General features: G+C 45.8%; 17 protein-coding genes. 3 read left to right on the top strand and 14 right to left on the bottom strand.

Annotated elements, in window-relative coordinates; all coding sequences use genetic code 11:
- Positions 1 to 243 precede the first annotated feature (243 nt).
- The 3 genes from ppsR (at position 244) to AAKU61_RS08620 (ending at position 2,126) form a co-directional block, all read left to right on the top strand.
- Positions 244 to 1,092, top strand: a complete 849-nt coding sequence (gene ppsR / locus AAKU61_RS08630) for a posphoenolpyruvate synthetase regulatory kinase/phosphorylase PpsR (RefSeq protein ID WP_322119301.1) — start codon at positions 244 to 246, stop codon at positions 1,090 to 1,092.
- A gap of 293 nt (positions 1,093 to 1,385) precedes the next feature.
- Positions 1,386 to 1,805: a GNAT family N-acetyltransferase, cg3035/Rv0428c family gene (locus AAKU61_RS08625; RefSeq protein ID WP_354331368.1), complete on the top strand. Its 420-nt coding sequence runs from the start codon at positions 1,386 to 1,388 to the stop codon at positions 1,803 to 1,805.
- Positions 1,806 to 1,820: 15 nt separating this feature from the next.
- Positions 1,821 to 2,126: a GNAT family N-acetyltransferase gene (locus AAKU61_RS08620; protein ID WP_354331366.1), complete on the top strand. Its 306-nt coding sequence runs from the start codon at positions 1,821 to 1,823 to the stop codon at positions 2,124 to 2,126.
- An 81-nt stretch (positions 2,127 to 2,207) separates the two neighbouring features.
- Here AAKU61_RS08620 and AAKU61_RS08615 read toward each other — a convergent pair whose 3' ends face one another.
- From AAKU61_RS08615 to plsX, 14 genes are all read right to left on the bottom strand, one after another.
- Positions 2,208 to 2,987 (bottom strand): TrmH family RNA methyltransferase, encoded by a 780-nt coding sequence (locus AAKU61_RS08615; protein ID WP_354331364.1) that lies wholly within the window; start codon positions 2,985 to 2,987, stop codon positions 2,208 to 2,210.
- Positions 2,988 to 2,991: 4 nt separating this feature from the next.
- Positions 2,992 to 3,627: a ribonuclease HII gene (gene rnhB, locus AAKU61_RS08610; protein ID WP_354331362.1), complete on the bottom strand. Its 636-nt coding sequence runs from the start codon at positions 3,625 to 3,627 to the stop codon at positions 2,992 to 2,994.
- The gene (locus tag AAKU61_RS08605) at positions 3,620 to 3,871 is read right to left on the bottom strand and encodes a glutaredoxin family protein (RefSeq protein ID WP_354331360.1); all 252 of its coding nucleotides are present in this window, start codon (positions 3,869 to 3,871) and stop codon (positions 3,620 to 3,622) included. Before AAKU61_RS08605 ends, rnhB begins: the two co-directional genes overlap by 8 nt.
- A 293-nt stretch (positions 3,872 to 4,164) precedes the next feature.
- On the bottom strand, positions 4,165 to 5,685 hold the full coding sequence (locus AAKU61_RS08600) for a DegQ family serine endoprotease (protein ID WP_503012595.1): 1,521 nt from the start codon (positions 5,683 to 5,685) through the stop codon (positions 4,165 to 4,167).
- A gap of 7 nt (positions 5,686 to 5,692) precedes the next feature.
- Entirely contained in the window at positions 5,693 to 6,718 is a 1,026-nt protein-coding gene (locus tag AAKU61_RS08595; RefSeq protein ID WP_354331358.1) for a MucB/RseB C-terminal domain-containing protein, read from the bottom strand.
- A 5-nt stretch (positions 6,719 to 6,723) separates the two neighbouring features.
- A complete protein-coding gene (locus tag AAKU61_RS08590; protein WP_354331356.1) occupies positions 6,724 to 7,452 on the bottom strand; it encodes a sigma-E factor negative regulatory protein in 729 nt (242 codons plus the stop codon).
- 89 nt (positions 7,453 to 7,541) lie between these two features.
- A complete protein-coding gene (gene rpoE / locus AAKU61_RS08585; protein ID WP_354331354.1) occupies positions 7,542 to 8,144 on the bottom strand; it encodes an RNA polymerase sigma factor RpoE in 603 nt (200 codons plus the stop codon).
- A 62-nt stretch (positions 8,145 to 8,206) separates the two neighbouring features.
- Complete coding sequence (locus AAKU61_RS08580; RefSeq protein ID WP_354331352.1) at positions 8,207 to 8,716, bottom strand: protein YgfX; 510 nt, start codon at positions 8,714 to 8,716, stop codon at positions 8,207 to 8,209.
- Positions 8,717 to 8,821: 105 nt separating this feature from the next.
- Positions 8,822 to 10,063: a beta-ketoacyl-ACP synthase II gene (gene fabF / locus AAKU61_RS08575; RefSeq protein ID WP_354331350.1), complete on the bottom strand. Its 1,242-nt coding sequence runs from the start codon at positions 10,061 to 10,063 to the stop codon at positions 8,822 to 8,824.
- Between the two features lie 105 nt (positions 10,064 to 10,168).
- Positions 10,169 to 10,408, bottom strand: coding sequence for an acyl carrier protein (gene acpP / locus AAKU61_RS08570; RefSeq protein ID WP_008449912.1), 240 nt, complete (start codon positions 10,406 to 10,408; stop codon positions 10,169 to 10,171).
- Positions 10,409 to 10,553: 145 nt separating this feature from the next.
- A complete protein-coding gene (gene fabG / locus AAKU61_RS08565) occupies positions 10,554 to 11,306 on the bottom strand; it encodes a 3-oxoacyl-ACP reductase FabG (RefSeq protein WP_354331347.1) in 753 nt (250 codons plus the stop codon).
- A complete protein-coding gene (gene fabD, locus AAKU61_RS08560) occupies positions 11,303 to 12,244 on the bottom strand; it encodes an ACP S-malonyltransferase (protein WP_354331345.1) in 942 nt (313 codons plus the stop codon). The genes fabG and fabD overlap by 4 nt, the downstream gene beginning before the upstream one ends.
- A gap of 96 nt (positions 12,245 to 12,340) precedes the next feature.
- Positions 12,341 to 13,327, bottom strand: a complete 987-nt coding sequence (locus AAKU61_RS08555) for a beta-ketoacyl-ACP synthase III (RefSeq protein WP_323492932.1) — start codon at positions 13,325 to 13,327, stop codon at positions 12,341 to 12,343.
- Entirely contained in the window at positions 13,324 to 14,400 is a 1,077-nt protein-coding gene (gene plsX, locus AAKU61_RS08550) for a phosphate acyltransferase PlsX (RefSeq protein ID WP_354331343.1), read from the bottom strand. Before plsX ends, AAKU61_RS08555 begins: the two co-directional genes overlap by 4 nt.
- Positions 14,401 to 14,526 lie beyond the last annotated feature (126 nt).

Raw genomic sequence — 14,526 nt, 5'->3', positions numbered from 1 at the left:
ACTTCGTCCATCGCTGTTTTTTTTGTTATTCTTAGTATCAATGCGCGAAGACAAAGAGGAGCTGAAAGAAAAGTAACTATTGCGTGCAACTTGCTGGCTGCCATTTTACATGGAGTGCCAGCTAATTTGCCCACGTAAAGTTAGAATTTAGCGTCTTTTTTGTTATAAGTATAGAAAGAATTTTTGTGCGGCGAAATAAATCGCTGTGCAAACAAGTCATCCACCCAGCCGAGCAAAGACTCCATGCCTGATCCACTACAACCGCCCATCCCACCCGCTAACCGGACCGTATTTTTTGTATCGGATGGTACGGGTATTACTGCCGAAACTTTTGGTCATTCAGTTTTAACCCAATTTGACTTAAAGTTTAAGCAAGTTCGATTACCTTTCATCGACACCTTAGACAAAGCGCATGACGCGGCGCGCAAAATTAATGAGGCTTTGGCTGTTGACGGCAATCGCCCTATTATTTTTTCTACCTTGGTTAAAACTGATCTGGCCGAAGTGGTATTTAAATCCAAAGGCATGCATATGGATTTGATCCAAACCTTTGTCGCGCCACTGGAGCACGAGCTGGGCGTGAAATCCAGCCACACCATCGGTCGCAGCCACAACATGACCGATTCGGAAGAATATAAAAACCGTATCGAGGCAATCAACTTTTCATTAGCGCATGACGACGGTCAATCGCATAAAAATCTGTCGGCAGCCGATGTCATTCTGGTCGGCGTATCGCGCTCGGGCAAAACTCCGACCAGCTTATACCTGGCAATGCAATACGGGATTAAAGCAGCGAATTATCCTTTAATACCGGATGATTTTGAGCGTGGCAAATTACCGTCTAACCTGCCGCCGTATAAGGCAAAAATTTTTGGCTTGAGCATCGCGCCGGAGCGCTTATCCGAGATCCGCAACGAGCGCCGCCCTGGTAGCAAATATGCGTCTTTAGAAAATTGTCGCTATGAAGTCAACGAAGCAGAAGCGATGATGAAGCGTGAAGGCATACGCTGGTTATCATCCACCACCAAGTCAATCGAAGAAATCTCCACCACAATTTTGCAAGAGATTAAATCGGATGTGAGGATTTACTAAGTAGCTTGAAGTCAAGTAGGCATGGCGCTGAGTAGAAGCAAAAAACGCAGAGAGTAAATCACCTTTGCGTTCTTTGTACCTCTGTGTTACGCACTCATTTTCAAGCTAACTCGTATGTTTAATACCAAAAAATTCCGGTACAAATCAATATACTCCCCGTTATTTTTAATAAATATGCCACAGTATCCAATGATTATATGGACGCTTAATATATACCCACCGGCAGTATAAAAATCATTAAAGGAAAACCTGTAGCTGATTTTCTGCTGAGAAAACCAAAAACAGATATTTTTATGCATACGATAGAACAAGCGGCGTTTGCCGCATGGCCTGCGCTGGAGCAACAAGATGTTGACGGCTGGCGGCTGCGTTTTTCTGAGGGGTATACCAAGCGCGCCAATTCTGCGAATGCCTTAGTCAGGATCACAAGCTTGCCAGAAACACAGATCAAGCACATCGAAGAGATTTTCCACGCACGCAAGCTAACGCCTATTTTCCGCCTGGCGTCATTTTGTACGTCGCCCGAGGTTGACCAGAGCTTAGAAAAACAAGGCTATCAGTTTGCCGATTTGTCGCTGGTAATGACAGTCAATTTGGCTGAAAGTCGTAATAACGATATGGGCGATGATGCTCATGAACAGGGCTTCCTCATTGAGGTAAAACCGTGGCTGAGCGCTTTCCAAGAACTATCTGGTTATGAGGCAATAGGATAAAAAATCCATCTGCGAATGCTGCAGGCGATCCAAGGTCAATGCGCTTTTGCGGTATTGCGAGAAGGCGGCCAGATAGTCTGCTGCGGGCTTGGTGTGATCACTGGCACACAGTTGGGATTATTTGATGTCGTCACGCATCCCGATTTTCGCGGGCGAGGGTTGGCACAACAACTTTGCAGCAAACTCATGGTATGGGGTAAATCAGGCGGTGCCAGCGATGCTTATCTGCAAGTCGTAGCGGCGAATGCAACAGCCATCCGGGTGTATGAAAAACTGGGGTTTAGCCGTTGTTATCATTATTGGTATCGGCTGCATCCTTGATGCCTGTTAGGTAGTCTTGATCAAAAAATCAAAAAAATAGAGCGAGAAATTGGCGCTCTATTTTTTATGTAACCTTACAATTTACAGCGATTGTCTGACTTGCTCAAAAAAACAAATTGCAGCACTGGCAGCAACATTCAGCGACTCGATTTCTGCCCGCTGCGGGATAGTAACGGTGTGGCTTGCCAGCGCCATCAAATCCTCTGCTACGCCCTGCCCTTCATGACCGAATAGCCATGCGACAGGCTGATTTAAATTTACCTGATAAATCGTCTGTGTCGTATGCGAGCTGGTTGCCAGAATCGGTATGCGGGTATTGTTGAGTAAACTGTGCAGATCAACATTTTCAAAAATATTTAGCAAAAAATGTGCGCCCATCCCAGCCCGCATCACTTTAGGCGACCACGCAAAAGCGGTACCGGGACTACAAAATACGTTGCGAATGCCTGCGCCAGCGGCGCTGCGCAAGATCGATCCTAAGTTGCCAGGATCTTGTAAATTATCGAGCAAGACTGAGGATTCTTGCAGCAGTGCCGGGAATACCGGATCAGGCGTGGCGATGATAAACATGACACCAATGCCGTGTTCGACCTGACTCAACGCATTGTACAAAGCATCAGGCAAACAAATACATTGCGCCTTTTCGCTACACAGCGAGAGTATTGATTCCACCTCAGGGTGATGGACGCTGCCCTCAGAAATAATACAGATTTGCGGTGCGCCCAGATGCTGCCAATATGCCTGACATAAATGCACGCCATCCAGCAAAGTACGGCCAGACTTACGACGCGCTTGCGAGCTGGTGGCAAGCAGCTTCAGTTCTTTAAAGAGCGGATTATCGCGGGAAGTAATTGATTTCATTGAGTCAGAAATTGGGGTCAGTCTTTTGGAAGCTAGAGCTTAACAACGCTCTTACCGGCGCATAAGATTTTCTATGAATTGGCGAGACGCCATGTTCACGCAATAACGCCAAATGTAAGGCGGTAGGATAACCTTTGTGCTGATCCAAAGCGTATTGCGGATACTGCAAATGCAATTGTGCCAGACGGTGGTCACGAGCCGTTTTTGCCAAAATCGAGGCGGCTGAAATAGCTTGTACTTTGTCATCGCCTTTGACGATCGCCTCTGATCGTACCGACATGACAGGACAACGATTGCCGTCAATCAGTGCCAGTGTCGGCTGGATGGCTAAACCCTCTACTGCGCGGCGCATTGCCAGCATGGTGGCCTGCAAAATATTAAGCTCATCAATTTCTTGCTCAGAACATTCGGCAATAGACCAGGCCAGCGCATATTGCTTAATCTCAATCGCTAACTGGTCGCGCCTGGCCTCACTCAGTTTCTTAGAATCGCGCAAACCGGCAATCGGATGCGCAGGATTAAGGATCACTGCCGCAGCCATCACAGGACCAGCTAACGGACCGCGCCCCGCTTCGTCTACACCACAAATTAATTCGCCTTCATAATCAAACAGCGAGAAGGTGGAGTCGATTTTACTCATCTAAAAATGCTTTCAATTTGGCTTGGTCTAAAAAATAATGGCAAATCTGCTGCTCCGGCGCATTGACTTTTTTACCCACAAGCACTGGCACTAACTCATCATATAAAGCGAGCAAAGCATCGTCGGCATCAACATCCAGCACATGTACGGTGAAGTTAAAGTCGTTGGAAAACGCTTGCAACTGCGCCAGCATGTCGTCGCAAAGATGGCAATAACTGCGGGAATAAAGGGTGAATTCGGTCATTTTACTTTGATCTGAGAGGAATATTACCTATACTCCCCGATTATTTTCATTAATATGCCAGATTGTCCAATGATCTATTGGACAATTAAAATATACTTACCTAGAGTATATTTTCAGCATTCAAGCCAATCATTATGTAACTGGCGAAAAACTGCCAAACAATTCTGACGTCATTATAAGTGGATAGATTCGGTCTAAGCGACTACTACAGAAGTCTTTCAAGCACTTACAAAAAAACTGCCCACACGAGTGCGGGCAGTTTTTGTTAATGTGGTGACGCACGTAAAATCAAATTACTGAGCAGCAGGACGAATCGGGATGAATTTAGAAATATTGTCCCGGCGGACTAACAAGACGGCAGCTTTTTTCGCATCAAGTTTTGCGACCATAGCAGCAAACTGCTTAGCATCTTTGACATCGACATTATTCAAGGTCAGGATGATGTCACCTTGCTGCAGACCTGCTTGCGCTGCGGGGCCTTCAACAGAATCGATAACCACACCGCTGGCGCCTGGCAATTCTTTCTTTTGCGCGTCGGTCATGTCGGTGACAAAAATACCTAAGACGTTTGTTGCTTGTTCACGCTTAGGTTTTTTATCCGTTTTCGCAGCGACTTTATTATCAGCTTCTGCTTCCGCCACCACAACGGATAACTCACGTGCGGCACCTTTACGCCAAATGGAGATAGTGGCTTTTGAACCCGGCTTCACCATGCCAACAATACGTGGCAGATCGCTAGATTTTTCTATAGCGATGCCATTAAATTTAAGGATAACGTCGCCATCTTGGACGCCTGCTTTGTCTGCCGGCGCACCTGGCTCGACCTGGCTGACTAAGGCACCTTGGGCTTTGGACAAACCGATGGATTCTGCGACCTCTTTAGACATTTCGCCGAGCAATACACCGATACGACCGCGTGTGACTTTGCCACCTGATTTTAACTGGTCGGCGACCCGCATCGCCTCATTGATCGGAATCGCGAAGGAAATACCCATATAACCGCCAGAGCGACTATAAATCTGGGAGTTGATACCGATCACTTCGCCACGCATATTGATCAGCGGACCGCCTGAATTGCCAGGATTGACGGCAACGTCTGTTTGGATCAAAGGCAGATAATCTCCTGTATCACGGGCTTTAGCAGAGATAATCCCGGCGGTAACTGTGTTGTCCAGATCAAACGGAGAACCGATCGCCAGTACCCATTCGCCTGCTCTAATTTTGTCTGAATCACCAATCGACAAACGTGGCAACTTGCTGCCTTCGATTTTTAATACGGCGACGTCAGTACGTTGATCTGAGCCTATAACTTTGGCTTTGAATTCGCGCTTGTCGGTGAGTTTAACGTAGACTTCTGAAGCGCCTTCAACTACGTGGGTGTTGGTCAGAACATAACCGTCTTGCGAGATGATAAAACCGGAGCCTACGCCGCGCGGAATTTCTTCTTCTTGCCGCTGAGGTGCTTTTTTACGACCCTTTGGTGTTGGTGCAGGTTGCTGCTTGGGAATTGGCATACCGAAGAAGCGACGGAAAAACTCTTGCATCTGCTCGTCATCTCCGCCCATTTCCATTTGCCCTTGCTGGACTTTTTCTGTGGTGCGGATATTCACTACGGCAGGACTGGTTTTATCCACCAAGTCCGTAAAATCAGGTAAGCCAGTAACTAGGGGAGCTGTTGCAGATGCTGGTGCGGCCTCGGCCAATGTCGCACCCATCACGGTTGGGGCGATAAAGCCAAAACAGGCACTGATCGTTAAAGTGGAAATGACGGTGGAAACAAAATTTTTGACAGGGAAGCGTGGTGTTATTTTCATGGCATCATCACTTAGGTTTAAATTCAATGGAGTTTATGACTTGTTTAATTGCAGCAAATGGTACCTCGCCTACAGCGGTCAACCAATAATCTCCATGACGCTTACCCATAATTGTAACCGCGCCTTGCTGCAAACTACCCTCAGTCCGGCCTTGAGTATCTGGCTCGATAAAGACCGAAATCGCAGCAATGCCATCAGAAAAAATCATTTGTATGACTTCATGAGGTTTAGGCTGACTAGCTGCGGATGCCGCTGCCGTAGTTGAACCATTTGATGCAATTGACACAGGAATCAAGCGCTTCATCTCACGGTTTTTCTTAAATCCTGCGGGTAAAGCCATCACTACCCAACCAGAATTGATATTAGGCTGTACTGTGAGGTTTTCAACATGCCATTGTGCCGTATTTTGAAAACTTGGCTTAACGCGGCTCTTATCGATATCACCCAAGTAAAGCTGGGTGAAGGCAATTTGCTCTATCACTTCATTTTTTGCATTAACGGTTTGTGCACGTAATAACAAACCTGAGGTCTGATCCATGCACAAGCGATAGCCATAGCGATAAATATCTTTAGGCTCGAAGCTCAATACCTGACATTGGGAGCCTGCGACGCGACTAAGTTCGGCTTTTTTAATCGAGTACGATTCTGGCAAGGATTGTGCATTGCTGGTGAGCAAAGAAGGGAATACTTCTTGGGTAACTTGTTTTTCAACCTGTATGGTTTTACTTTCAGGCAGATAACAAGTTACCTCGTCATTATGTCTAACGTATTCTCTTGGCTTGCCATCCAGAATTTCTAGTTTTTCTAGCTCGTTATTGGCTTCCAACAAATGCGTAATGCGCGAGGTGCGCATTTGATTCGCTTGCTGATATACGAAGGTACCGGAGTAATTGAGCTTTTGCGCTGAACTTTGCATCTTACGCAGCAGGCTTGGTATGTCCTGCGCTTCCTGACTTTGCGCATACAGCAAAGGACTCGCAGCAATACCTGCAATCAGCAAAAATAAAGGAAAACTTGAACGCGGCAACAGCATAGTGTCTATTTTTCCGATACTAAAGAAGCGGGAGCTGCAGAACTGGAATAAGGGACGTTAGCACGGGTTGCGTACTGCGTACCATTTTCTATAGACGGAGAAAATTTCTGATGCGCCTGTAAATAACTATCCAGCCGAGGATCACGCAACATTTCTATCTGATCGGATAATTTAGCTTTTACTTCCGGTGCGGTGGTATTAGAAACCAGCTGTACTAAATCTCCATTTGTCAGAGATGAATTTTGTGACGCTGAGCTTGGCGTATTAGATGGCGTATTTATCTGGGCGACATTGGCTTGAGTGTTGAGATTAGCTTGCAAGTTATCGCCACCTGAATTGGATGGTATTTGCGGCACTAATACAAACGCAAGCAACACAGCTGCAGCAACACCCGACATTGTCATGTAGCGAGAAAAACGCGAGCGATTGGTGAAGCTCAGCGTTGGCTCTGCTGGAGTCGAACTTGCTTGACTTAGCTGGCGTTGTGGCGCGAGGACGACAGGTTCAGCGTCTAGCAGCGCTTTCATTTTTGAAGAAAAATCAGCACTTAAGTTAAACGACAAATCATCGGAGCGCAATACATCACCAATTTGATGATAAATTTCCCATGCTTCTTTCGATTCCGCGTGATCTGCAGCACTCAGGCTGGCAAGCGCCATATCGAGTTGTGCATCAGTTAGCTGATTATCGAGCAAAGCTGAAATGCGTTCTTGTTTAGTGGTATCTGTCTTCATGATCTTATCCGCAATTTTTACTACTTAATATATTCAAATCTGCTTTGTCAGTCTATCTTGTAAGTGTTCGACGCTGCCTCAGTCTGGCTTCACCATCGCTGATCCAGAGTTGTCCCCAGCATGGGACGCAACTTCTCAGCGATCGCCTCCCTTGCCCGAAAAATGCGGCTCCTCACGGTGCCAATCGGGCACAACATGACTTCTGCAATTTCGTCATAACTCAAACCTTCAATTTCACGCAAAGTAATCGCACTACGCAATTCTTCTGGCAGGGCAAGCATTGCATTATTCACAGTATCTGCGATCTGCTTACTGGCCAACAAAGACTCTGGTGTATTGATATCCCTTAGTCCGTCCGCGTCGACAAAAGTTTCTGCCTCTTCGATATCAGCATCTGTCGAAGTGGGTGCACGCCGTCCTTGCGTCACCAGATAATTTTTAGCAGTATTCACACCGATTCTGTACAACCAAGTATAGAAAGCGGCATCTCCACGAAAATTCCCCATCGCGCGGTAAGCTTTAATAAAAGATTCTTGCACCACGTCTTCAGCTTCTGCCTGATCATGGACGAGACGAGACACAAGCCGCATGAGTTTCCTTTGATATTTAGAAACCAATAGCTCAAATGCTTTTTTGTCACCACGCTGGACGCGCTCAACAAGTAGTTGATCAATCTCGCGCTCTGTCGTCACTCACTGTTTCCTATTTTCGGGAGAATTTAAACGCGATATGCTGTGTAGATCACATACACCGGTTAAAAGTTCCCAGGTTGTGCTGCTGTATTTTTCTGCGCCTGCTGATGAATAGCAATCCAGCGCAACGCTACGGATAATTTACGCCAGGAGCGCGCATCAACGCAGTCAGGCAAAATGGGAACAATATGTATGCGCCGTCCCTGATCATCTTGCGACTGCAAATGTAGCAGTAACAAATGCGACCATAAAGTAGTAGCGTCAGTCATGGTAACTACATATGACTGCCATGCGTCGGATTGTTTTATAAAGCGTCGCAAGATAATTCTGCCAGAAGCGGTAATATCTATTTTTACTGACAAACGATTATTTAAAAATGCCATAAATCGATAAGCTATTAATACTAGACTTACGAATATTAATAACAACCGAAAAAATAAATGCCAACTTAGTTGCCACCCAAACGACCATACACTGCACACAACGATACCAGTTACCAGAACACACATACAGGCGGTCGCTAATAATAGGCAGCGTGATGGTGCAATAGTGGCAGACAGGCTTATCGACATGAGTCACCAAAAGAAAGCGGCACTTCGTTCCTAAGAACTGAAGTGCCGAATTATTTCATTTAAACTGGCAAATTAGATTTGCAAATCAATTACAAAAATAGTAATTTAAACTTTACCAAAAATTAATGTGCCGTTTGTACCACCAAAGCCAAAAGAGTTTTTCATCGCAAAATTGATGTTCATTTCTCTAGCCGTATTAGCGCAGTAATCGAGATCGCATTCTGGATCTTGATTAAAAATATTAATTGTTGGTGGTGAAATTTGATGATGCAGCGCCAAAACGGTAAATACAGATTCCAAACCACCAGCGCCGCCTAATAAATGTCCGGTCATCGATTTGGTCGAATTGACAGTTATTTTATAAGCATAATCACCGAAGGTTGCTTTGATCGCATCTGTTTCATTCTTATCACCTAAAGACGTGGACGTACCGTGTGCATTTAGGTAATTAATTTGATCAGGATTGATTTCTGCATTTTTCATTGCATTGACCATACTGCGACGAGGCCCATCCATTGATGGCGATGTGATGTGATACGCATCTCCACTCATACCAAAACCTAGCACTTCTGCATAAATTTTGGCTCCGCGTGCTTTGGCGTGTTCGTATTCTTCCAGCACCATGACACCGGCACCTTCACCTAAGACAAAACCATCTCTATCCTTATCCCATGGACGGGATGCAGTAGCTGGGTCATCATTACGTGAAGAGAGTGCGCGAGCAGAAGCAAAGCCGCCTAAACCCAGTGGAGAAATAGTAGATTCCGCACCCCCAGCAATCATGACGTCAGCATCACCGTACTCGATCATACGAGCGGCAGAACCAATACAATGTAAGCCGGTGGTACAAGCAGTAACAATCGCCAGATTTGGCCCTTTTAAGCCAAACTTAATCGATAAGTGACCAGAAATCATATTAATGATTGAGGCAGGAACGAAGAACGGACTGATACGACGTGGGCCACGCTCAGTCAAAATATCTTTAGTTTCTTCAATCAGTGGCAAACCACCAATCCCAGAACCAACGATTACGCCGATACGCTCAGCATTTTCTTCAGTGACGTTAAGACCACTATCACGGAAAGCCTGCATTCCAGCAGCCACACCGTAATGGATAAACGTATCCATATTGCGAGCTTCTTTAGCGGGGATATATTCCTCGATATTGAAGCCTTTAACCTCTCCCGCAAAATGCGTAGAGAAAGGTGTTGCATCAAATTTGGTAATAGTGGCAATACCGGATTTGCCTGCAGTTACGCCACCCCATGCATCGGCAATAGTATTGCCAACTGGGGAAACGCAACCGAGACCGGTGACCACGACACGACGTTTAAGCGTACGGCTCAAGCGCTTCTCCTGGACTTGAAAACTGGTTATGCTTGGATTTCGTTGCGGCAATACAGCGATGACCGCAGACGATTACATTAAAACTCAACAGGCTTAAAGCCAATATTAAGCTTTAACGTGCGCAGTAGCGTAGTCGATTGCTTGTTGCACAGTAGTGATTTTTTCAGCTTGTTCGTCAGGAATTTCCATTTCGAACTCATCTTCAAGAGCCATGACTAATTCAACTGTATCAAGGGAATCAGCACCCAGATCATCCACAAAGGAAGATTCGATTTTGATGTCTGCTTCAGCGACGCCCAATTGTTCAGCGACGATTTTCTTAACGCGTTGTTCGATATCTGACATGTGATTCTCCATTAGTGGTTTCAGAAAGTGCGCGCATTTTAGCAGGTTTGCGCGCAAAAAAAGCAAGTAAGTATTTTACAGGCATATCTCCGCTTATTTGCAGCGATTAACCCGATAAATACCAATAAAACTAAATTAATCGAAATTAACTTAAATACATCCCACCATTAACATGCAGCGTTGTTCCAGTAATATAACCCGCTGCAGGTGATGCGAGAAAAAGAGTTGCGGCTGCAATATCTTCCGGCTGACCTAATCTAGCCAATGGAATTTGCTGCAGAATTGCCACTTTTTGATCGTCTGTCAACGATTTGGTCATGTCTGTGTCAATAAAACCAGGCGCTATACAATTAACTGTAATGTTACGGCTACCAATTTCACGCGCCAGCGCACGACTCATGCCGGCAACACCAGCTTTTGCGGCTGCGTAGTTCATTTGCCCAGGATTGCCAGCAGAACCGACGACTGAGGTGATATTGATGATACGCCCGTGTTTTGCCTTCATCATACCGCGCAATACGGCGCGTGAAAGACGCCCGACGGAACTTAGATTAGTCGAGATAACACTATCCCACTCCTCCTCTTTCATACGCATCGCTAATTGATCTTGCGTAATGCCAGCGTTGTTAACCAAGATAGACAAGCCGCCAAATTCTTTTTGAATTTCATCTACGAGTGAAGTACAACGCGCGACATCATTGACGTTGAGAGCGACGCCCTTGCCTGCGTCCGGCCCGACTTCAGCAAGATATTCTGAAATCGCGGCAGCGCCAGATTCAGATGTGGCAGTGCCAATCACGCGTGCACCAGCTGTAGCTAAAGCAATGGCTATGGCTTTACCAATACCCCGAGATGCACCAGTAACAAGTGCAACCTGATTTACTAATTGTTGTGTCATTTTAGAATTTCCATCACTTTTTCCAGCGACGCCTGATCAAAGATTGCATCACCAATCAGCTCACTATTAATGCGCTTGGTCAAACCAGTCAATACTTTACCTGGACCGCATTCAATTACATGCGATACTCCACTAGAGCCAATTTTTTGCACTGTTTCGACCCAGCGCACAGGATTTGCCGCCTGACGCACCAGCGCATCTTTGATTGCAGCAACGTCATTAATAATCGCCACATCGACATTATTTATCAGAGGAATTACCGGCGCAGAAAAATTCAAACCTGCTATGTAATCCCGCAACTTATCAGATGCAGGTCTCAACAATGAAGAATGAAATGGTGCTGAAACAGCTAAAGGCAAGGCGCGCTTTGCACCTTTTGCCTTTGCAATCTCACAAGCACGGTCAACCGCAGCCTTACTACCTGCGATAACAACTTGTGCCGGAGCATTAAAATTCACCGCCTCGACCACTTCATCTGCGTGACCTATGATCGCTTCGGCGCAAGCCGCGATTACATCTTCGTCTGATAACCCCAAAATAGCGGCCATACCGCCATGACCAACAGGCACAGCGTCTTGCATTGCCTGCGCACGGAATCTCACCAATGGCACAGCGTCTTTAAACGCGATCACGCCGGAAGCGACTAAAGCGGAATACTCACCCAAGCTATGTCCCGCGACCAACTCAGGCATGGCACCACCAGCCGCAATCCAGGCGCGATAACAAGCTACCGCTGCTGTCAGCATCACAGGCTGAGTATTGGTCGTTAAATCAAGTAATTCTTTTGGCCCATCGGCAATCAATTTACCCAGATCGAACTGCAATGCATCCGACGCTTCAGTAATTGTTTGCTGCACAATATGATTATCGGCAAAGCCGTTTAACATACCAATGGCTTGCGAACCCTGCCCTGGAAAAACAAATGCAAATTGAGTCATAGATTTTAAAAAGTCTCTGTATTTATTTTAAATATTTACTTCTTGAATATATTCTTGGATTACGTTTTAAGCTTAGATTCTTGACCAAGTCATGAGCTACATTTTTATAATAGCAGCACCCCAAGTAAAGCCACCGCCCACGCCTTCCAGCATTACTGTTTGACCCGGCTTAATGCGACCATCCCGGACTGCCACATCAAGCGCCAATGGAATTGAAGCCGCAGATGTATTGCCGTGCTGAGCAACAGTCACTACAACTTTATCCATCGACATACGCATTTTTTTTGCCGTACTTTGCATGATGCGAATATTTGCCTGATGTGGAACCAGCCAGTCAATTTGAGCTACGTCTAAACCAGCGATCTCCAGCGCTTCGTGAGCAACTTTCTCTAACAAAGAGACCGCTAATTTGAAGACAGCCTGACCATCCATATACAAGAAAGCATTACCTGTAATTGCACCTGAATTAACGCTACCTGGCACGCACAAAATATTGGCATAGCTACCATCTGCATGTAACTTGGTAGCCAATACACCAGGCTCAGATGAACGAGATAAAACAACTGCACCAGCACCATCACCAAATAGCACGCAAGTAGTACGATCTTGAAAATTTAAAATACGCGAAAATACTTCGGCACCGACTACCAAGACGTTTTTGTGCGCACCGGATTTAATCATGCTGTCGGCCATGGCCAACGCATACATAAAGCCACTACATACGGCTTGCACGTCGACAGCGGCGGCACCGTTAGTGATACCCAATTTATGTTGCAAAACACAAGCGGTACTTGGAAAGCCACCTAGAAAATCAGGTGTTGATGTAGCCAGAATAATCAAATCAATATCATTAGCTTGCATCTTGGCTGCATCCAAAGCTCGCTTAGATGCTTCAACCGCCAAGTCACTGGAGTTGACATCAGCCGTTGCGTAGTGGCGCGCCGAGATTCCGCTACGCGAAAATATCCACTCGTCTGAGGTCTCTATCCCGGTTAAAGCTAACTGCTCGGTCAGCTGCTGATTACTTACTTTGTTGGGTGGCAGATAGCTGCCCGTGCCGATAATTTTACTGAAAAAAGTCATGCCGTTTTCTGTACCAAAGGTTCATTGATTTCGGGAGATATCGATTCTACAGCAGGCATCAGCTCTGCCATTGATGTCGAGATACGCGACAATACATCATTTTTAGCAGCATCGAACGCACGCTGAATTGCCCATTCGTAGCTATATTTATCTGCACTACCATGACTCTTGAACACCAGACCGCGAAGCCCTAATAGGCTACCGCCATTATAATTTGACGGGTTCATCGTGCGAGAAATCGACTTCAGCGCACTGCGGGCAATCAAGGCACCCAACATGTTGAGCGGGCTGCTTTTAAAGGCGTCGGTCAAAGTGGTCTTAACAAAACGCCCCATACCTTCCGCTGCCTTAAGGGTGACGTTACCGACAAATCCGTCACATACAACAATGTCAGTTGTACCCTTAAAAATGTCATTACCCTCTACATTGCCATAAAAATTCAGCAAACCTCTTTCGTGATCAGCGCGTAGCAATTGTGCGGTTTTTTTAACGACATCATTACCTTTGATGTCCTCTTCACCGACATTCAGCAAACCGATAGTAGGCTTACTTTTACCTTCTAGGGCTGATACCAAAGCAGAGCCCATGATCGCAAATTGATGCAAATGTAGAGGTTCACAATCGACGTTAGCACCAAGATCTAGCATGTAAGTTGGTTTGTTTTTTTGATTCGGCAGCATACTGCAAATTGCCGGTCGATCCACACCCTGCATGGTTTTCAGCACGTAGCGCGAAACTGCCATCAGTGCGCCAGTATTCCCTGCGGAAACACAGGCCTGCGCATGCCCGTCCTTAACCTGATTCAATGCGACCCGCATGGAAGAGTCTTTTTTACGACGCAAGGCAATTTCAATAGGATCATCCATCGTCACTACTTCAGTAGCGTTAACGATGGAGATACGAGGATGATTGAGCGCGCGATTTTTTTTCAGTTCCGCCTGAATATGTGATTCAAGCCCGACTAGAATAAATTCAGCATCTGGTTCACGATTAGCGAAAGATACTGCTGCTGCGACTGTAACTACCGGGCCGTGATCTCCGCCCATGCAGTCAATGGAAATTTTTATTGTCATGTAGTGATACTAAACTTCATTCCGAGGTCGCTATCTTATCAAGATTGAGGTGGTCAAGTCGCACTATTTCACGCACTATCTCAACAAAAAATTTATAAAATTACATCAATTCAACTGATTCAATTT

Origin of the sequence: Undibacterium sp. GrIS 1.2 (genome assembly GCF_040544435.1) — a bacterium.
Classification (GTDB): domain Bacteria; phylum Pseudomonadota; class Gammaproteobacteria; order Burkholderiales; family Burkholderiaceae_D; genus Undibacterium.
Note: the sequence above shows the minus strand (reverse complement) of the source record. Positions and strands in the feature narration are given on the sequence as shown.